We start from the raw sequence: 19484 nt of genomic DNA on the forward strand, positions 1-19484 counted from the left end.
CAGACGGCCGTACGTCTGATCGGTCTTGATGGTTTTTTCAGCGGTGATTGGCGTGGTGGTCGCCGCCGGAGTGATCGAGGTGGTGGCGGCCGACCCGCGAACTGCGCTGGCGGGCCGGGGTCTCCTCGTCGTGCTGGGTGTGCTCGGCGCGGTGATGGCCGCGGTAGGGGCGGTTGGTGATCCGGCCCTCCTCGGTGCTGGGCTGGGCCATCGAGCGGCGGACGTTACGGCCGGCGGGGTAGCTGTACTCGACTATCCGGGCGGCGTTGACGTTGTGCGGGCGTTCGGTCACCTGCTGACCTCCGGCTGGAGTCGGACCGGTTCGGGGCCGGTCGGAGATGCTGGAACGGGTTGCGGCCGCGCACTTGTGATGCGGGGCGTCGCCGGCGTCCGGGTCCTCGGAGCCGTCGTGATCGGCGTCGTCCTCATCGGACGCACCGCTGTCGTCGTGCCGGTCCGGTGAGTCCGTGGGCGTCTCGTCGCCCCGGGCGTCCGGATCGTCACCGGAATCGGCATTATCTGAAGAATCCGTTTTGTCCCATGAGGAGTCGTCGTAGCCGGCCGGCGCGCGGCGGGCCAGCGGTAACTCCCAGTCGTCGTCCGGAACGGCCGGCAATCCGGGCACGGTCGGGAACGGCTTCACGCGCGCCGGAGGGCGGCCCTCACCAGCGGGCTTCGGCCGGTCGTCCACAGGGGACTTCCGGTGGACCGGCGTGGTCGGCGGATCCTCGTCCGGGACGGACGGGAGGTCGGGAACCGTGGGAATCGGGTCGGCGACGTCGGCCGGCGGCGGCAACACGCTCGGCGGCACCGTCGATGGCTGATCGGAAACGGACGGCGGGCGGGCCGGATAGTCGTACGCCGAATGCCCCTTGGTTTGGGGTGAAGGCCGCACCGGACCGCTCACCGGGGGCGGCAGGAACGGCGCGTCCATCGCGCGACCGCGATCGTCTCCGGCGATCTCGCTGGTCCCGGCGGTGATCACGGCGAGCGTCGGCACCGAGGCGAGCGCGACGAGCATGGCCACCAGAAGGATGTATCGCCTGGTCGGACCGGAGAGACCGTGGTCCTCCCGGTAGACGCCGTTGAACCGCTTCCGGAGCACCTTCAGGGGCGGCTCGTAGCCGTCGTCGTCAGGCAGGTGCGGCACGCGGGTGTCCCTTTCGAACCAAAGATCAACCTAGATCCGTCTCGGTCAAAGGGGTGAACGACCCATGGGCCGTTCGGCAGCGGCGGGCTCGGGGTATTCGCACGAGAGCGAGCGGACAAAATCTACTAATCAGGACAAATACCCTTAACGATGCGTCAACAGAAAATCTCTAATCGTGATCCACGGGTCCGCGCGGCAGTCGTTACCTCTGTCAGGATGAAGACGACGGCACCGCCGCCGTCGCCTCCTCCGACCAGCGGGGCAACGGCGGGCCGTCCCGGCCGGGACACAGTCCCGCCGGAACGTCGCGCGGCAGCCTCACCCGGCATATGCGCGGCCACCCCAGTGGTTCGCCGCGTGGACGGGCAACACCCGCCGCGGGCGCAGAGAGATACAGGGAGACACGGATGGCGAAAGGCAAAGCCGCAGCGGCACCCCCCTCGTCCGGGGCCAGTGATGCTCCGGCGGGCGGCTTCGTCCAGCTGCTCACGCCCGACGGCGAACACCTCGGCAGCGCCACCGCCGCGGACGGGACCACGTACTCCGTCGACTTCACCGACGAGGAGTACCGCGGGCTCTACCGTGACCTGGTGACGGTTCGCCGGCTCGACGCCGAGGCGACCGCCCTGCAACGGCAGGGCGAGCTGGGCCTGTGGGCCAGTCTGCTGGGTCAGGAGGCGGCTCAGGTCGGCTCCGGCCGGGCGCTGCGGACCCAGGACATGGCTTTCCCCACCTACCGCGAGCACGGCGTGCTGTACTGCCGCGGCATCGACCCGATCATGCCGTTCGGCCTGTTCCGCGGCGTCGATCAGGGCGGGTGGGACTCGAACAAACACAAGTTCAACAGCTACACCATCGTGATCGGCTCGCAGACGCTGCACGCGACCGGATACGCGATGGGCATCACCATGGACGGCAAGACCGGCACCCCCGACGGCGAAGCCGTGATCGCCTACTTCGGCGACGGCGCGACCAGCCAGGGCGAGGTCAACGAGTCGTTCGTCTGGGCCGGGGTGTTCAACGCCCCCATGGTCTTCTTCTGCCAGAACAACCAGTACGCGATCTCCGAGCCGCTGGAACGGCAGACCCGCATCCCGCTGTACCGGCGCGCGCTCGGCTACGGCTTCCCGGGCATCCGGATCGACGGCAACGACGTGCTGGCCAGCTACGCGGTGACCCGCGCGGCCCTGGACAACGCCCGCAACGGGCAGGGCCCGACGCTGATCGAGGCGTACACGTACCGGATGGGCGCCCACACCAGCTCGGACGACCCGACGCGGTACCGGATCGCCTCCGAGGTCGAGTCCTGGAAGGCCAAGGACCCGATCTCCCGGGTCCGGGCGTTCCTGACCAAGCAGCAGCTGGCCGACGACGACTTCTTCGCCGAGGTCGACGAATCGGCCCGGGTGCTCGCCCTCGACCTGCGCGAGCGGGTGCTGGCGATGCCCGATCCACAACCGGTCACGATGTTCGACCACGTCTATCCCAGTGGCTCGCCCGACATCGACGCGCAGCGCCAGGCGTTCACCGAGTACCACGCGTCGTTCGAGGGGAGTGGGCACTGATGGCCGAGACGATCACTCTGGGCAAGGCCCTCAACCACGGCCTGCGCCGCGCCCTGGAGAACGACCCGAAGGTCGTCATCATGGGCGAGGACGTCGGCAAGCTCGGCGGCGTCTTCCGGATCACCGACGGCCTGCAGAAGGACTTCGGCGAGGACCGGGTCATCGACACCCCGCTGGCCGAGGCCGGCATCATCGGCACCGCGGTCGGCCTGGCCATCCGGGGATACCGGCCGGTCTGCGAGATCCAGTTCGACGGGTTCGTCTTCCCGGCCTACAACCAGATCGTCGCCCAGGTGGCGAAGATGTTCTACCGCTCCAAGGGCAAGGTCCGGGTGCCGATCGTCATCCGGATCCCGTTCGGCGGCGGCATCGGCGCGGTTGAGCACCACTCCGAGTCCCCCGAGGCGTACTTCGCGCACACCCCCGGCCTCAAGGTCGTGAGCTGCGCGAACCCGGCCGACGCGTACACGATGATCCAGCAGGCGATCGCCTGCGACGACCCGGTCGTCTTCTTCGAACCGAAACGCCGTTACTGGGAGAAGGGCGAGGTCGACCTCGACGCTTCCCTCGGCGGCGCCTATCCGCTTCACTCGGCCCGGGTGGCGCGCCCCGGCTCCGATGCCACCATTTTGGCGTACGGACCGATGGTGCGCGTCGCGCTCGACGCCGCGGCCGCCGCGGCCGAGGACGGACGCAGTCTCGAGGTCATCGACCTGCGCACGCTCTCCCCGGTCGACTACCCGGTGATCTTCGAGTCGGTCAAGCGGACCGGCCGGGCCGTCGTGGTGCACGAGGCCCCCGGCAGCGGCGGTCTCGGCGGCGAGCTCGCGGCCCGGATCTCCGAGGAGTGCTTCTACTCCCTTGAAGCGCCGGTGCTGCGGGTGACCGGATACGACATTCCGTACCCGGCGGCGCGCTCCGAGGAGGAGTACCTGCCCGACCTGGATCGGCTGCTGGACGCCGTCGACCGTTCCTTCGGCTGGTGACACCGATGTCGCGGATCAAGGAATTCAACCTGCCCGACCTGGGCGAAGGCCTGACCGAGGGCGAGATCCTGGCCTGGCTGGTCAAGGTCGGCGACACGATCGAGCTGAACCAGCCGATCGTCGAGGTGGAGACCGCCAAGGCGGCCGTGGAGATCCCGGCCAAGTGGGGCGGCGTCGTCACCCGGATCTTCCACGAGGCCGGCACCACGGTCGAGGTGGGCAATCCGATCATCTCGATCGACACCGACCCGGGCGCGGGCGATCTGCCCGAGCCGCCGGCCGCGGTCACCGCCGCACCGGCTTCGGCGGCGCCGGGTGTCGGACGTACTCCGGTGCTCGTCGGGTACGGCGTGCGGGAGGCGAGCGGGAAGCGGCGGCCTCGGGTCAGCGCTCCGGCGGCCTCGGTCGTCCCCCCGGCGACCCAGGCTGTCGCGCCGGCTCCGGTGGCTCCGGCTCCCGTTGCCTCGGCTCCGGTAGCTTCCGCGCCGGCTCGCAGTGGGCCGGTTCTGGCCAAGCCGCCGGTGCGGAAACTGGCCCGCGATCTCGGGGTCGACCTCGCGGCGGTTCCGGGGACGGGGCCGCTGGGGTCGGTGACTCGTGACGACGTACACAAAGCCGCCGAAGGCGTCTCGAAGCCGGCGGCGATCGTCGAAGCCCGGCCCGTCGCGGTCTTCGACGCGTCGCGTGAGCAGCGTGTCCCGGTCAAGGGAGTGCGGAAACTCACCGCGGAGAACATGGTGGCCTCGGCGTTCACCGCGCCGCACGTCACCGAGTTCCTGACCGTCGACGTCACACGCAGCATGAAGGCGCTGGAGAAGCTGAAGGCCCGGCGCGACTTCGCCGACCTGCGCGTCTCCCCGCTGCTGCTGGTGGCCAAGGCGGTGCTGCTCGCGGTACAACGCCATCCGATGGTCAACTCGTCGTGGTCGGCCGCCACCAACGAGATCGTGATCAAGGAGTACGTGAACCTCGGCATCGCCGCGGCGACCGAGCGGGGACTGATCGTCCCGAACGTCAAGGACGCCGGTCGTCTCAGCCTTCGGGAGCTGGCCGAATCTCTCAACGAGTTGGTCCGCACCGCGAAATCCGGCAAGACGCCGCCGGCCGACATGGCCCACGGCACGCTCTCGATCACCAACGTGGGCGTGTTCGGCATCGACACCGGAACCCCGATCCTCCCGCCGGGCGAGTCGGCGATCCTGGCCTTCGGCGCGATCCGGCCGACCCCGTGGGTACACAAGGGCAAGATCAAGGTGCGCCAGGTCACGACGCTCGGGCTCTCCTTCGACCACCGGATCATCGACGGCGAGCTGGGCTCGAAGTTCCTCCGGGACATCGGGGAGTTCCTGACCGACCCGGAAGCAGCCCTGCTGGCCTGGACCTGATTACCTGAAGGTCATCTACCCGACAGACTTTAGATTCTTAGGCAGATGACCGGGATCACCATCTAAATAGTTGGCATGGTCGACCCTTGCGGCGGACACTGGAGGCACAGCACAGATGTGCGCCGACGGTGTCCGCCACAAGCGGTTCCGAAGGTGGCACATTGAGATACCGGCCACCACCGGGGAAACGAGCATCACCGTGAACGTCATCGACCGCATCCGTCGCCGCCGCCAGGTCAGCCGCCAGCACCGCGCCATCGACCGCGCCATCCAGAGCGCGCCGACCCAGGCCATGCGCGACGAAATCACCTTCTTCGCCCAGCGCCAGCCCCTCTAGGCAGCAGCGCTCACCGACCGGCCCGCCCGCATCACCCGGGCGGGCTGTTTCGTATCGGCGACCGGGCCGACACCCCGCGTGGCATTACCTCAGTGGCGTACACCGGGATTTTCTCAGTGGGGAACGCCCGGTACGGTTGGGCACTGGTTCCCGACCCGGCACGGCCGGCCGGAGTGGGAACCGGGGCTCTCTTCGGCGCCCCAGCACGGCCAGGCCTGAGTAGCTGGCACGGCTCCCGGCGGAAGGTCGCCGACGGGGTCGCGTCCGTGCAAAGCTGGCACGGCCGCATCGATGAGGAGGCGCGTATGACGTCCGAGGGGCAGCACGCCGGGCAGCCGGCCGAGGCCGCGTCGGGCGGACCCGAATCCGACGGTCAGCGAGTTTCGGGCCGGGCCTCGGCCCCGCCGCCGACCGAGGGCACCCCCACTTCGTACGGTCCGCCGCCGCAGACGGCGCCGGGCGGGGGGTCACCGTTCGTGGTTCCGGCGGTCTCCACATTCGGGTCGGGTTCCAACCCGACCGGGACACCCTATGGTTCGGTTCGGCAGCCGGAAGAGGCTTCGCCGTACGGATCGGTGTCACCTGGTACGGCTTCGCCGTACGGGTCCGTTTCGCCTGGTTCTACCTATGGTGCGCCGTCGTCTACGCAGCCGCCGCCGTCCTCGCCGTTCGACCAGCAGCAGGCGGCCTCGGCCTGGGCTCCGCCGGCTTCGGGCGCTGAGCCGCAGTCTTCCGAGTCGCCGTTCGGGCCGGCCGGATTCACGCCGCCGGGGCGGGCTTCCGCTTCTGTGCCGGGCGCAAATCCGTTCCCGCCGCCGGCGTCGTCTTCCGGGGCGGATGGCTTTCCGCCGCCTTCGTCGGCGTCTGGCGCGGCCGGGTTCCCGCCGCCGGCCTCGGGCGCGGCCGGATTCCCGCCGCCTTCATCTTCCGGTGCGGCCGGATTCCCGCCTCCGGCCGGCTCCTTCGCGCCGCCGGCCAGCTCCTTTGCCCCGCCGGCGGATTCCTTTGCACCTCCGGCCGGCTCCTTTGCCCCGCCGACTGGGGACTCGCCGGCTTTTCCGCCGCCGACCACCAGCAGTGGGCTGCCGACCCGAACCCCGGGTGCCTCGGCGGCCGCGGCTGACCAGTCGACCTTCTCCGCCTTCGGCGAGCAGAAGGCTCGGGTGCCTGGCGCGACCCTCACCGACCTTCCGGACGCTCCCGGGCGTCCCGGCCTTCCGGATGCCCCCGGGCGTCCCGGCCTGACCGGGCCGGCCGAGAACAGCTGGCTCGGCAACGCCGCCCGACCGACCGCGGAGACCTCGTCGAAACCGGCCGCGACCGCGTTCCCGACCCGGCAGGGCGAGAGCGGCGGATTCCCGCTGCGGGCGCCCGCGGGGCCGAGCACGGACGGGGAGCCGAGCGGCTCGACGCCCAGCCTCGACCTGCCGATCCGCAGCACGTCGGGGTATGCCGCGCCGCCGTCCGGGACCCCGTCGACCTATGGGGCTCCGGCGTCGGGCAGCGCGTCTCCGTCGTTCGGCGAGCCCGCCCAGTCGTCGACCTACGGCGAGTCCGCGCCTTCGTTCGGTGAGTCCGCGCCGTCCTACGGTGGTTCGGCGCCGGCTTCCTCGCCGTTCGGTGAGTCGGGCCAGGTGCCGCCGTCGTTCGGTGGGTCGGCGCCGGCCTCGCCGTTCGGTGACGGCTCGTCGGATGCCTCGGCCGGCTCGCAGCCGGGTAGCTCGACCGGCTTCCCGCAGCGGGTGCCCGGTGCTGCGCTCGGGTCCGGTGGCTCGCTGCCGTCGCCCGGTGCGGCCGCAGCCGCGTCCGCGGGTTCCGCCGCGGTGCCGCCCGCTTCCGGGTCGCCGTTCGGTGCCGCGCCGGAGTCGCCCTTCGGCGCCGCGCCCGCATCCTCGTTCGGTTCCGCGCCGGGATCGTCGTTCGGCAGCGCGCCGGGTTCGACGTTCGGTTCGGCTTCGGGGTCGACTTTCGGTTCCGCTTCGGCGCCGCCGGCCGCCCCGTCGTCCGGTGGTGCTCCGGGGTCGTCCTTCGGGGCCGCCTCCGTGCCCGGGTCTTCGGGCGCTGTTTTCGGATCGTCCGGGGCCGCTTCTGTGCCCGGCCAGTCCGGTTCTGCTTCCGTGTCCGGCCAGTCCGGTTCGGCTTCGGTGCCCGGTTCCGCTTCGGTTCCCGGCTCGGCCCCGGTTTCTTCCGCTTCGGCCTCGGTGTCGGGTGCGAGCTCGGTCCCGCAGCCGCGGGATGCCGCCGCCCGGCCCGCGTCCGGCTCGGCCCGCCCGGTGACCGCGAGCGTTTCCGTGCCCGGCCGGGTCACCCCGCCGACCGAGGGCGCCGAGATCCCGCCGCCGTCGACCGCCGCGCCGCAGGCCCGGGTGTACGGTCGCCCGGCTCCGGCGCCCGAGGAGGCCGAGGAGACCCCGGCCGCCGAGGAGTCGCCGTTCGGCAGCGCGCCGTTCCCGGGTGCCCGCATGCCGGAGACGTTCGGCCAGTCCCCGTATGGGTCGCCGGAGAGCATCGGCCAGGAGGGCACCGACTCGGAGGGTTCCGGTCGCGAGAACTCCGGCCCGAACAACTTCGGTCGCAACGACTTCGGTCAGGCCTCAGGCTCCCACAGCGCTCCGGCCGGCTTCGGCCCGGCTTCGGGCGGCCCGGCCGGCTTCAACGGCCAGAGCAACTTCGGCCAGGACAACGGCCAAGGCGGCTTCGGTCAGGAGAGCAACCAGGGCGGCTTCGGCCAGGACAACGGCCAGAGCACCTTCGGCCAGGAAAGTGGCCAGGGCGGCTTCGGGCAGGACAACGGGCAGGGCGGCTTTGGTCAGGAGGCCAGCGGCGCCCAGACGAACCCGTTCGCCCAGCGCTCCCCCGAGCCGCAGCGCGGCGAGAGCTCCGGCGGCTTCGGTTCGTTCCCGCCGCCTCAGCGCGGCGAGGAGGGTTCCGGAGGTTTCGGCTCGTTCCCGCCGCCGGGCGACACCCCGGGCGCGGCCCCGCAGTCTCCGGCCCGTGCCACCGCTCGGGCTTCGGCCAGCGCGCGTGTCTCGCCGCCCGAGCCGGGTGCGCCCGCGTCCCCGACCAGCCCGGCCGCCGGTAGTGCCCGGGTCAGCCCGCCGGACGCGAATTCGCCGTTCGGCGCGCAGCCGTCCGGCTTCCCGGCTCCGGCCGCGCCGGAGTTCCCGCCGTTCGGGCCGGGCGAGGAGCCGACCTTCCCGCCGCCGTCCTCGACGTTCCCGGGCGCCTCGCCGACCACCCCGTTCGGGCCCCGGCCCGGCGCCGCGCCGCAGGACGGCCCGGCCTGGGGTGACTTCACGAACGCGGCGCCGCCCGCCGGTGACCAGTTCAGTGAGCACACGACCGACGTCTCGGGCCGCGGCAATTCGCCGTACGTTCCGGCGCCGGCCCTGACCCCGATGCCGGGTGTGCCGACCTCGGACCCGTTCGGCGCCGATCCGGCGGCCCGGGCCACGGTGACGCCGCCCGGCCCGGAGGACACCACGAGTTGGCCCGGCCCAGCCGAGCAGGACAAGTTCGACCAGTTCAAGTCCGAGGAGCCGCCGGCGCCGCCGAAGCCGGTCGTGAAGACGGTCCCGGTGACGCTGGCCGTGGTGCTCGGCGCCACGCTGCTGCTCGGTTTGGTGTTCGGCCTGGTCTACCTGATCGCCGGTGGCGGAGGCGAGAGCTTCAGCGCGGGTGACTGTGTGAAGAACGGCAGCTCGGTCGCCAAGGTCGCGTGTTCCGAGGCGGACGCGTACCAGATCAAGCAGATCGTCGACGCCAAGGAGCAGTGCTCCGACCAGAATCAGCCGTACCTGCAGGCCGATGACAAGGTCTACTGCCTGGTCAAGCCGGCCGGCTGAGCAAGATCGGCCTTGACCGGCCCCCGGGTCGGTCAAGGCCGCCGCTGAGGCACCATTGGCGGATGACTTCTCGCGTGCGTGCGCCCGAACTCAAGGGCCGCGGCTGGCTCAACACCGGTGGGAAGGCCCTCACCCTGGCCGACCTGCGGGGCAAGATCCTCGTGCTGGACTTCTGGACCTTCTGCTGCATCAACTGTCTGCACGTGTTGGACGAGCTGCGGCCGCTGGAGGAGAAGTACGGGGACGCCCTGGTCATCATCGGTGTCCACTCCCCGAAGTTCGAGCACGAGCGGGATCCGAAGGCGCTGGCCGCCGCGGTCGAGCGCTATGGCGTTCATCACCCGGTGGTCGACGACGGCGACATGCACCTCTGGCAGCAGTATGCGGCGAAGGCCTGGCCCACCCTGGCCGTGGTCGACCCGACGGGTTATCTGGTCGCGTCGATGGCCGGCGAGGGTCACGCCGAGGGTCTGTCCCGCCTGATCGACGAGCTGGTCGTCAAGCACGAGGCGGATGGGACGTTGCACCGCGGCGACGGGCCGTATGTTCCGCCGCCCGCCCCGGAGGGTCTGCTGCACTTCCCGGGCAAGGCGATCGAGCTTCCCGGCGGCAGTCTGCTGGTCTCCGATTCGGCCCGGCATTCGGTCGTCGAGCTCTCGGCGGACGGCGAGTCTCTGCTCCGGCGTTTCGGCGGTGACCGGAAGGATCCGTTCAACGAGCCGCAGGGCCTGGTCCTGTTGCCGCCGGAGGTTCGCGAGTCGGTCGGCTATGACGTGGTCATCGCCGACACGGTCAACCACCAGCTGCGCGGGCTGAACCTGGCGTCCGGTGAGATCTCCCTGGTCGCCGGTTCGGGCCGGCCGTGGCGTTCCACCGTGGACGATCACCCGCACGACGCGCTGGCCGCCGATCTGTCGTCGCCGTGGGATCTGGCCTGGTTCGACGGCCGGGTCATCATCGCGATGGCCGGTATTCACCAGCTGTGGTGGTTCGACCCGATCCAGCGCACGGTCGGCGTCTACGCCGGTACGACGGTCGAGGCGCTGCGGGACGGCCCGCTCCCGGATGTGTGGATGGCTCAGCCGTCCGGCCTGTCGGTGGGTGGGGACCGGCTCTGGATCGCCGACAGCGAGACGTCCGCTCTGCGTTACGTGCAGGACAACGTGCTGCACACCGCCGTCGGGCAGGGCCTGTTCGATTTCGGTCACGTCGACGGCCCGGCCGATCAGGCGCTGCTGCAGCACCCGCTGGGTGTGGCCGCGCTGGCCGACGGTTCCGTGCTGGTCGCCGACACGTACAACGGCGCGGTCCGCCGCTTCGACCCGGTGGCGAACGAGGTGTCCACGGTCGACTCGGGTCTCGCCGAGCCGAGCGATGTCCTGGTCACCGCCGCGGGCGACGTGCTCGTGGTGGAGTCGGCGGCGCATCGGCTGACCCGGCTCGCGCCCGGCGTGGTGAAGACGGTCGCGGGTGAGCGGCACAAGACCGAGCGGCCGCCGTCGCACCTGGCCCCGGGTGAGGTCACCCTCGACGTGATCTTCACGCCGGCGCCCGGTCAGAAGCTGGACAGCCAGTTCGGTTCGCCGCTGCGGCTGACCGTTTCCGCGTCCCCGGCCGAGCTGCTGCTGGAGGGCGAGGGCACGACCACCGACCTGTCCCGCCGGCTGGTGCTGAACCCGGAGGTGCCGAAGGGTGTGCTGCAGGTGGTGGCTCAGGCGGCGACCTGCGATGTGGACGCCGAGTTCGGCGCCTGCCACCTGACCAGGCAGGACTGGGGTGTTCCGGTGGTCGTCGACACCGCCGCCCCGAACCGCCTGCCGCTGATTCTGCGCGGAATGGATGCTTAGGACGTACGTAATAAAAGGTGTTGATCTTCTCAGGGGTTTGGATCGGTAAACGGCCGCACTGAGATCGAGGCGGCCCCGAGCCCGGCCCGCACCGCGCGGGCCAGCTCGACCGCCCCGGGGGTGTCTCCGTGCAGGCAGATGGAGCGAACCGGGCAGGCCACGACCGTGCCGTCGGCGGCGACCACCTCGCCGTCGGCGGCCATCCGGGTGACTCTCGCCACTACCTCGGCCGGGTCGTGCACCAGCGCGTCCGGCCGCGATCGGGGCACGAGCCGGCCGTCCGGCAGGTAGCCGCGATCCGCGAAGCCTTCGCCGACCGCGGTGAGCCCGGCCGTCGTGGCCGTCTCGAACAGCACCGATCCGGGCTGGCAGAGCACCGGGAGGGCCGGGTCGTAGGCGAGCACCGCGGCCACCACGGCCTCGGCCTGGCGTTTGTCGACGGCGGCGGTGTTGTAGAGCGCGCCGTGCGGCTTCACGTATCGCACCCGGTCGCCGGCGGCCCGGCAGAATGCCTCAAGCGCCCCGATTTGATAGAGAACGTCGTCGCGGAGTTCGCCGAATTCGTAGTCGATCCGGCGCCGGCCGAAACCGGCCAGGTCCCGGTAGCCCACCTGGGCGCCGATCGCGACACCCTTGGCGGTGGCCGCGCGGCAGACCCGGTGCATGGTCGACGGGTCGCCCGCGTGAAAGCCGCAGGCCACGTTGGCCGAGGTCACGACGTCGAGCAGGGCATCGTCGTCGCCGAGCCGCCAGGCGCCGAAGCCCTCGCCGAGATCGGCGTTCAGATCAATCGGGGTCACGAGAAAATCATCGTTCATCGGGAACCGTATGCGGCATCACTACCCGCTAGTAACCTACGCTGCCGTAACCTGGATCGCGTGACGACCTCAGCCCCGTTCCGGATGAAGCCGACCGACCTCGGCAAGCCGCGACTACGCGGCCGGTTGCATCAGTACGCGTTCTTCGTCGCCCTGGTCTGCGGCGTTGTCCTCTGTTCGATCGCGCTGAGCCGCCCGGGCATCGCCCCGTTCATCAGCGTCCTGATCTATAGCATCACGGTGTGCGGCCTCTTCGGCATCAGCGCGCTGTATCACCGGCGGGTCTGGAGCGAGCGCGGCTACCAGATCATGCGCCGGATGGATCACTCGATGATCTTCATCTTCATCGCCGGCACCTACACCCCGTTCTGCGTCTCCCTGCTCAGCAAGGGCACGGCCGAGCTGATGCTGGCCCTGGTCTGGGGCGGTGCGCTGGGCGGCGTGGCCCTCAAGGTGATCTGGCCGAACCTGCCCCGGTGGGCCGGCGCGCCGCTCTACGTGGCGCTCGGCTGGGTCGCGGTCGGCATCATCCCGGACGTGCTGCACGTCGGCGGCGTCACCTGCCTGGTCCTGATGCTCGTCGGCGGCGCGATCTACACGATCGGCGCGGTCTTCTACGCCCTGCGGCGGCCGAACCCGTGGCCGACCGTTTTCGGTCACCACGAGTTCTTCCACGCCTGCACGCTGGTGGCCGCGATCTGCCACCACATAGCGATCTACTTCGCGCTTTACGCCTGACGGCGGCAATCAAAACGGCCCAGCGGTTCGCCGCCGGGCCGTTTCACTATCTGAAGCTTTTATTCGGTACGGGGGTTCAGCGGTAAGCCGGCGGGGGCGGCGGCACGTCGTCCTGACGCACCTCCTGGTACTCCGCGGCGTACCCTGTCCCGGCGACCGGAGCGACCGGGGCGGCGGTCGAGCGGGTGACCACCGTGCGACGGCGGCTGTTCCAGAACCAGAGCGTGATGACCAGTCCGACCAGCCCGGCGGCCATGAGGATCCAGCCGATCACGCTGATGTCGAGGCCGCTGATGTCCGCGTTGACGGCGAACGCCAGGATCGCCCCCAGAGCGAGCAGGAAAATGCTTGCGCCGATGCCCATCGGGCCCTCCTAATAAGCGGCCGGGCGGCTCGCTCGACCATCCTGAATACGTCGATCGAGGCCTTACCCGGACGCGTGAAGTTCCAATCAGGCAAGCTGTTCCAATGACCTTGCGGACGCTGATCCTGCTACGCCACGCCAAAGCGGAGACTCCCGGCGAACTACCGGATTTCGACCGAAGCCTCACCGAGCGCGGCCTGTCCGACGCTGATGCCGCCGGTGCCTGGCTCGTGGACGAGCGGCTGCACCCCGACCTGGTGATCTGCTCGCCGGCCAAGCGCACCCGCCAGACCTGGCAGGCCGCGTCGGTGGCGCTGGCCCAGGGCGACCAGGCGCACGGCGCACCCGAGACGCACTACGAGGACCAGCTCTACTACGGCGGCCGGACCGAGGTGTTCGACCTGCTCCGGGCGGTGCCGGAGACGGTGCGGACGATCCTGCTGGTCGGCCACAACCCGACCGTGTCCGAAGTGTCGGCTCTGCTCATCCCGGACGATCAGTGGGACGGCGCCGCGGTGGAGCTCAAGACCTCCGGGATCGCCGTGCACACCACTGAGGAACCGTGGTCCGACACCCAGCCGAAGGCGATGCGCCTGTCCCGACGGCACACCGCCCGCGGCTGAACGACGCTACTTCCGGTACCAGATTCGGGTGCTGCTCACCCGCACGTTGCCCAACCGGTCGTACGCCCGAATCTGGATCTTCATGGTCTTGGCCTGCCGGGCCGTGTTGACCGACAGCACGTAGGACGACCGGTAGTCCCGGGCGACGACCTTGCCGTTCACCAGCAGCTCGACGCGGCCGACGCCGCTCGGGTCGCTTGCCTTGACGGAGACCGTGACCGTGCCCTTGACCTTCGCCTTGTTGCCGGGCGCCTTACTGATCGAGACGGTCGGGCCGGCGTTGTCGGCGATCACCCGGCGGGTGTAGTCGCGCGTGTTGCCCAGCTTGTCGGTCAGCTTCCAGACCAGGTTGACGTAGCCGTTGGCGGTCCCGGTCGGCACCGCCAGCGAGTAGGGCGCCGTGGTGTCCGCGCCGATGCGCTTCCCGTTGGCCCACAGTTCGGCCCGGGCGATCCCGGCGCCGTCCGCGACACCGCTGATCGTGCTGGTGAAGGTTCCGCGCACCCGGCCGTTGGTCGCCGGGGTCAGGCCGGTCGCCGTCGGACCGCTGTCGTCGATGACCAGCTGCTGGGGCAGGACGATCGTGTATCCGTTCGCGCCCTTCACATCGACCTGAAAACTCCCTTGAGGGTACGGAAGAGCGGTGCCCACCCAGTCGTTCGTGCCCGCCACCTGGGTGAAGTCGATGCGCGGCCCGTTCTCCGACCAGAAGTAGACCTCACTGACCGGGGCCGCCGCCCGGACCCGCACCGGAACCGGGCCACTGCGCACATGCGCTCCGGCCACCGGCGTGACGATCGAGGCGACCGGGAACGTGGTGTCCACCTTCACGACGGTCGTCATCTCGTCATAGTTCCCGGCGTAGTCGTAGGCCCGGATGGTGATCGGCACGTCACCCCGGGTGTTCTCCGGCGCCTGCGCGTACAACGACTTCCAGTCCGGGCCGGAGGACTCGGCGACGACCCGGCCGCCGGCGATCTCCTCCAGCCGCGCGATCGCGTGGTCGTCGGTCACCTCGGGCGTGATCACCGCCTGCGTGAGCGTCTGCCCGGCGGTCAGCCCGGTGGCCGTGATCACGGGCTTCGCGGTGTCCACGCCACCGAGGCGGTGCACCGCGTAGGCCGCGTCGACGACCGCCGGGTCCCATTGGTTCGCGTGCGGCGACCGCACCGCGCCGTCCAGCAGCGCCGCCCGTACCTGAGCAGTGGTGTTGTTGTTCTTGGCCGAGAAGCCGAGAGCCGCGACACCGGCAATCACGGCCGACGACGCCGAGGTGTCGTAGAGATACCGGTTCCCCGACTTGCGGTCCATCGTGTACAGCGCCTGGGCGGCGGCGATGTCGATCCAGCGGTCGGCGTAGCTGTTCAGGTTCGTGTGGAAGCCGGTCTGGCCGAGCAGCTCCGAACCGACCGCCAGGGCCGGCTCGATCGCCGCCGGGTACTCCCGCGCGGTGCTCCCGGCGTTCCCGGCCGCGGCCACCACCAGCGAGCCCTTGGCTGTGGCCCGTTCCACGGCCTCGGTCAGCAGCCGGCTCGGCGTCGCCGTACTGGCCGACACGTTGATCACCTGAGCGCCGTGCTCGGCGGCCCAGACGATGCCGGCCGCCACGTCCGCGGACGAACCCTCGGCCGCGCCGCCGGTCCGGTGACTCAGCACGCGGACCGGCATGACGCCGCACCGCGAGCAGACTCCGGAGGATCCGGCGCCGTTGTCGGCCTCACCGGCGATCAGGGTCGCGACCATGGTGCCGTGATCGTCGTCGTCGGCCGGGTCGGCATCACCGTCGACGAAGTCGTAGCCGGCGGTCAGCCGGGACGCCGGAAGATCCACATTCGACGAGACGCCCGAGTCGACGACCGCGACGACGACCGACGGGCTCCCGGCTCCCCAGGACTTCGCCTCACCGACCCGGTCGTAGTCGTACTGCCCGCGGTTGTTCTCGTCGAACGGGTCGCTGTCGGCGTGCACGACACCGTCGCGCTCGGCGTACCGCACGTGGGCGGTGTCGGCGGTCAGCGCGGCCAGGGCGCCGTCGGCCGAGTCGGCCGGAACCTCGACGGTGATCGCCGACAGGCCGGTCACCGGCTTGCTACGGCCGGCCCGGTCGCCGAGCAGGGCGAGCGCCAGTGGCGCGTCGCCGGGGTCGGCGAGACCGATGTTGATCCGAACCGGAGGAGCGTCGGCGGCCCGCGCGGGAGTCGCCGCGAGACCGATCAGGAGAAGAGAGGAAAGACAGGAAGCGATGACTCGCACCGATGCCCCCGCGTTCGATGATCTTAAGTATCGAGCAGGATCATACGGCACCGTCGCTACGGTGGCGTCCCCTGAAATCGACGAAGACCGGCGGACGCCATTGTCCGCCGGCCTACGTCTTTTTCAGGAGAGTGGGAAAAGTCTGTTAGCTCAGAACACGTCCTCGTCCAGGTCCATCAGGTCGAGGGTGGTGTTCTCGATGATCCGGCGGTCGGAGCCGATCCGCGGCAGGATCTCGCGGGTGAAGAAGCGGGCCGCCGCCACCTTGCCGGTGTAGAACTTCCTGTCGGCCTCGGAGACCTCGCCGTTGAGCGCGTTCAGCGCCACCTCGGCCTGGCGCAGCAGCAGCCAGGCCAGGACCACGTCGCCCAGGGCGAGCAGGATCCGGCGCGAGGTCAGACCGATCTTGTACAGCTCACGGGCTTCGCCGCCCTGCACCGCGGCCAGCCAGCCCATCGTCACGCCGAGGATCTGCTGCAGCTCGCCCAGGGCCTTGCCCAGCGCCAGCCGCTCGTCCTTGAGCTGGCCGTTGCCGGCCTCGGTCTCGATGAAGCCCTGGATCTCGGTGGCGATCGTGCCGAGCGCGCGACCGTTGTCCTTGACGATCTTGCGGAAGATCAGGTCGAGGCTCTGGATCGCGGTCGTGCCCTCGTACAGGGTGTCGATCTTGGCGTCCCGGACGTACTGCTCCAGCGGGTAGTCCTGCAGGAAGCCGGAACCCCCGAAGGTCTGCAGCGACTCGTGGCCGAGCAGCTCGTACGCCCGCTCGGAGCCGACACCCTTGACCAGCGGCAGCAGGAAGTCGTTGACCTTGCTGGCGATCTTCGCGGCCTTCTCGTCGCCGGCCGCCTCGGCGATCGCGACCTTGTCCTGCCACGACGCGGTGTAGATGACCAGGGCGCGCAGGGCCTCCGAGTACGACTTCTGGAGCATCAGCGAACGACGTACGTCCGGGTGGTGGGTGATGGTCACCCGCGGAGCCGCCTTGTCGTTGCTGACCAGGTCGGCGCCCTGGACGCGATTCTTCGCGTACTCCAGCGCGTTCAGGTAGCCCGTCGACAGGGTGGCGATCGCCTTCGTGCCGACCATCATCCGGGCGTACTCGATGATCATGAACATCTGCCGGATGCCGTCGTGCTTGTCGCCCAGCAGCCAGCCCTTGGCCGGAGTGCCATGCTCGCCGAAGGTCATCTCGCACGTGTTGGAGACCTTGAGGCCCATCTTGTGCTCGACGTTGGTGGCGTAGACGCCGTTGCGCTCGCCGAGCTCGCCGGTCGTCCCGTCGAAGTGGTACTTCGGCACGATGAACAGCGACAGGCCCTTGGTGCCGGGCCCGCCCACGCCCTCGACGCCCACCGGGCGGGCGAGAACGTAGTGGATGATGTTGTCGGTCAGGTCGTGCTCACCCGAGGTGATGAAGCGCTTGACGCCCTCGATGTGCCACGAGCCGTCCGGCTGCGGGATGGCCCGGGTGCGACCGGCGCCGACGTCCGAACCGGCGTCCGGCTCGGTCAGCACCATGGTCGAGCCCCACTGCTTCTCGACGAAGAGCTTGGCCCACTCCTTCTGCTCCGGCGTGCCCTCGGTGTGGGCGACGTGGGCGAAGGACGGACCGGACGCGTACATCCAGATCGGCGCGTTCGAGCCGAGGATCTGCTCGGCCAGCGCCCACCACAGGGTCCGCGGGGCGAACGTGCCGCCCAGGGAGCCGGGCAGGTCGAGCCGCCAGAACTCGGAGGCCATGAAGGTCTCGTACGACTTCTTGAACGACTCCGGCAGCGGTGCGGTGTGCGTCGCCGGGTCGAACACCGGTGGATTGCGGTCGGCGTCGGTGTAGCTGGCCGCGAGGTCTTCGCGGGCCAACCGGTTCACCTCGGCGAGCACGTCGCGGGCGGTCTCCGCGTCGATCTCGTCGAACGGTGCCTGACCGAACGCCTTGTCCGCCCCGAAGACCTCGAACAGATTGAACTGGAGGTCCCGAAGGTTGCTCTGGTAGTGAGTCATGGTGATTGGCCCGCTCTCCGAACGCGAGTTACCCGTCAGTAACTAGCACTGTATTACTGATCGGTAGGCAGGGACAACCCGGGCAGCAATCTGTGACCAACCCACCTGCTCGGAGGGGGTGTCCGTCGGATCGAGGGCCGAACCTCTCCGATCGGGTGGTCAGCGGTACAGCCGTTCGGCCATTTGCACGTTTCGAACCGGGAGCCGCGTATCGCGTACCCACGAGTTTCGTTGCTCCGGATAGACCAAGCTTTAAGGGGGACAACATGTTCGCCACGATCAAAAGCCTGATTCCGGAGCCCCGCCAGGCGAACCAGCCGCGCAACTACGTCGGCCGGCATCGCCAGCCCGAGCCGGTCCCTCCGGTACCGGCGCCGACCGCCCCGGCTCCCACCGAGCCGGACGAGAACAGCGCCGCCTAGCCGGCTTCAGCTTCCGGCTGCGCCGACTTCCCAGCTGGGTACGGGCACGGACGCTCCGGCGTCCGGGCCCGCATACTCCAGCAGGACCAGGGCGATGTCGTCCTCCAGTCGGCCGTGCACCCAGTCGACCAGGGCCGTCTCCAGAGACGCCAGCCCGTCGCCGACCGTGCCATGGCCCAGGAGGCGCCACGCCCGGTCGGCCGTCGGGAAGAACTCGCCCTCGCGGCGGGCCTCACCCAGGCCGTCGGTGAAGAGCAGCAACCGGTCACCCGGTTCGAGCCGCTCCACCCGCACCTTCACCTCGGGCATGAACCCGAGCGGCGGTGCCGGGGCCGGCGGCTCCAACGGAATGACCTGGCCACGGCGCAGCAGCAGCGGCGCCGGATGTCCACAGTTGACGATGGTCAGCGTGCCGCCGCGCTCCTCGACCAGCGCGGCCGTCACGAAGTCCTCGTCGCCGACACTGCGGGCCACCGCCCGGTCCAGGTCGGCGACGATCGACTTCAGATCGGCGCGCTCGTAGGCGACATGCCGATAGGAACCGAGGACGATGCTGGCCAGGCGGACCGCGTCCAGCCCCTTGCCGCGCACGTCACCGATGATGATCCGGACCCCGTACGGCGTGTTCAACGCCTCGTACAGGTCGCCGCCGATGTCCGCGGCCGCGGTCGCCGAGATGTACCGCCCGGAGATCGCCAGCGAGCCCACCTGCGGGCCGATCGGCCGCAACACCGCCTGCTGGGCCACCGAGGCCAGCTGAAGCAGCTCGGCGATCCGCTCCGACTGGCGCTGCCGCATCGTCGCCGCGGCCACCGCGACACCGGTCGCCAGCATGGTCCCGAGCAGGTAGATCATCGAATTCGAGCCGACCGTGCCGGACTGGCCCACGAAGATCGCGCCGATGAGCGTGGCGGCGATCCCGACACCCACCACATACTGCCAAACCGCGAAGAGCGCGGCGGCGAACGGGGCGATCGCCAGCAGCCCGATATACCCGGCCGAGGTGTTGTCCCCGGACTCCACCGCGGACACGATCACGAGCAGCACAAAAGCCGCGCCGAGTCCGGCGCGGTTCCCTGGGCTCATCGGGCGGCGGCCCGGCGCGAATGTAGGCATGGTTCCGCCGAACAGCATGCCCGATCCACCC

Annotated in this window: 16 protein-coding genes; 9 read left to right on the forward strand and 7 right to left on the reverse strand. The window is 70.1% G+C overall.

What is annotated here, in order from left to right:
* Positions 1-37: 37 nt before the first annotated feature.
* Positions 38-1150, reverse strand: coding sequence for a hypothetical protein (locus tag ACSHV8_RS40775; RefSeq protein ID WP_436524959.1), 1113 nt, complete (start codon positions 1148-1150; stop codon positions 38-40).
* Positions 1151-1557: 407 nt separating this feature from the next.
* Between ACSHV8_RS40775 and pdhA the strand changes: the two genes are divergently transcribed.
* From pdhA to ACSHV8_RS40795, 4 genes are all read left to right on the forward strand, one after another.
* Positions 1558-2715 (forward strand): pyruvate dehydrogenase (acetyl-transferring) E1 component subunit alpha, encoded by a 1158-nt coding sequence (gene pdhA / locus ACSHV8_RS40780; protein ID WP_436524961.1) that lies wholly within the window; start codon positions 1558-1560, stop codon positions 2713-2715.
* Entirely contained in the window at positions 2712-3701 is a 990-nt protein-coding gene (locus ACSHV8_RS40785) for an alpha-ketoacid dehydrogenase subunit beta (protein ID WP_436537146.1), read from the forward strand. Before pdhA ends, ACSHV8_RS40785 begins: the two co-directional genes overlap by 4 nt.
* Before the next feature lie 5 nt (positions 3702-3706).
* Positions 3707-5086, forward strand: coding sequence for a dihydrolipoamide acetyltransferase family protein (locus ACSHV8_RS40790; protein ID WP_436524963.1), 1380 nt, complete (start codon positions 3707-3709; stop codon positions 5084-5086).
* Between the two features lie 199 nt (positions 5087-5285).
* Positions 5286-5423 (forward strand): hypothetical protein, encoded by a 138-nt coding sequence (locus tag ACSHV8_RS40795; RefSeq protein WP_436524965.1) that lies wholly within the window; start codon positions 5286-5288, stop codon positions 5421-5423.
* Positions 5424-6048: 625 nt separating this feature from the next.
* Here the strand turns inward: ACSHV8_RS40795 and ACSHV8_RS40800 are convergent.
* The gene (locus ACSHV8_RS40800) at positions 6049-6606 is read right to left on the reverse strand and encodes a hypothetical protein (protein WP_436524966.1); all 558 of its coding nucleotides are present in this window, start codon (positions 6604-6606) and stop codon (positions 6049-6051) included.
* Between ACSHV8_RS40800 and ACSHV8_RS40805 the strand changes: the two genes are divergently transcribed.
* Both ACSHV8_RS40805 and ACSHV8_RS40810 read left to right on the forward strand, forming a co-directional pair.
* Positions 6587-9268, forward strand: a complete 2682-nt coding sequence (locus tag ACSHV8_RS40805) for a hypothetical protein (protein WP_436524968.1) — start codon at positions 6587-6589, stop codon at positions 9266-9268. The two genes, ACSHV8_RS40800 and ACSHV8_RS40805, sit on opposite strands and share 20 nt — an antisense overlap.
* A 62-nt stretch (positions 9269-9330) precedes the next feature.
* Positions 9331-11115 (forward strand): NHL domain-containing thioredoxin family protein, encoded by a 1785-nt coding sequence (locus ACSHV8_RS40810; RefSeq protein ID WP_436524970.1) that lies wholly within the window; start codon positions 9331-9333, stop codon positions 11113-11115.
* 29 nt (positions 11116-11144) lie between these two features.
* Here the strand turns inward: ACSHV8_RS40810 and ACSHV8_RS40815 are convergent, their stop codons facing one another.
* Positions 11145-11906 carry a LamB/YcsF family protein gene (locus tag ACSHV8_RS40815; protein WP_436537148.1) on the reverse strand — a complete coding sequence of 254 codons (762 nt, stop codon included), beginning with the start codon at positions 11904-11906 and terminating at the stop codon, positions 11145-11147.
* Positions 11907-11993: 87 nt separating this feature from the next.
* On the opposite strand from ACSHV8_RS40815, the gene trhA reads away from it, so the two are divergent.
* Entirely contained in the window at positions 11994-12671 is a 678-nt protein-coding gene (gene trhA / locus ACSHV8_RS40820; RefSeq protein ID WP_436524972.1) for a PAQR family membrane homeostasis protein TrhA, read from the forward strand.
* A gap of 76 nt (positions 12672-12747) precedes the next feature.
* Here trhA and ACSHV8_RS40825 read toward each other — a convergent pair whose 3' ends face one another.
* Positions 12748-13035: a DUF6458 family protein gene (locus ACSHV8_RS40825; protein WP_436524974.1), complete on the reverse strand. Its 288-nt coding sequence runs from the start codon at positions 13033-13035 to the stop codon at positions 12748-12750.
* 104 nt (positions 13036-13139) lie between these two features.
* Here ACSHV8_RS40825 and ACSHV8_RS40830 point away from each other — a divergent pair, with 104 nt between their 5' ends.
* Positions 13140-13658, forward strand: coding sequence for a SixA phosphatase family protein (locus ACSHV8_RS40830; protein ID WP_436524976.1), 519 nt, complete (start codon positions 13140-13142; stop codon positions 13656-13658).
* A 6-nt stretch (positions 13659-13664) separates the two neighbouring features.
* Here ACSHV8_RS40830 and ACSHV8_RS40835 read toward each other — a convergent pair whose 3' ends face one another.
* Complete coding sequence (locus tag ACSHV8_RS40835; RefSeq protein WP_436524978.1) at positions 13665-15911, reverse strand: S8 family serine peptidase; 2247 nt, start codon at positions 15909-15911, stop codon at positions 13665-13667.
* A 150-nt stretch (positions 15912-16061) separates the two neighbouring features.
* Complete coding sequence (locus tag ACSHV8_RS40840; protein WP_436524980.1) at positions 16062-17915, reverse strand: acyl-CoA dehydrogenase; 1854 nt, start codon at positions 17913-17915, stop codon at positions 16062-16064.
* Between the two features lie 266 nt (positions 17916-18181).
* Here ACSHV8_RS40840 and ACSHV8_RS40845 point away from each other — a divergent pair, with 266 nt between their 5' ends.
* Positions 18182-18337: a hypothetical protein gene (locus tag ACSHV8_RS40845; protein WP_436524982.1), complete on the forward strand. Its 156-nt coding sequence runs from the start codon at positions 18182-18184 to the stop codon at positions 18335-18337.
* Between the two features lie 6 nt (positions 18338-18343).
* Here ACSHV8_RS40845 and ACSHV8_RS40850 read toward each other — a convergent pair whose 3' ends face one another.
* Complete coding sequence (locus ACSHV8_RS40850) at positions 18344-19471, reverse strand: PP2C family protein-serine/threonine phosphatase (RefSeq protein WP_436524984.1); 1128 nt, start codon at positions 19469-19471, stop codon at positions 18344-18346.
* Between the last annotated feature and the right edge of the window lie 13 nt (positions 19472-19484).

It is taken from the genome of Actinoplanes sp. HUAS TT8, from assembly GCF_051380535.1.
Lineage (GTDB): Bacteria > Actinomycetota > Actinomycetes > Mycobacteriales > Micromonosporaceae > Actinoplanes.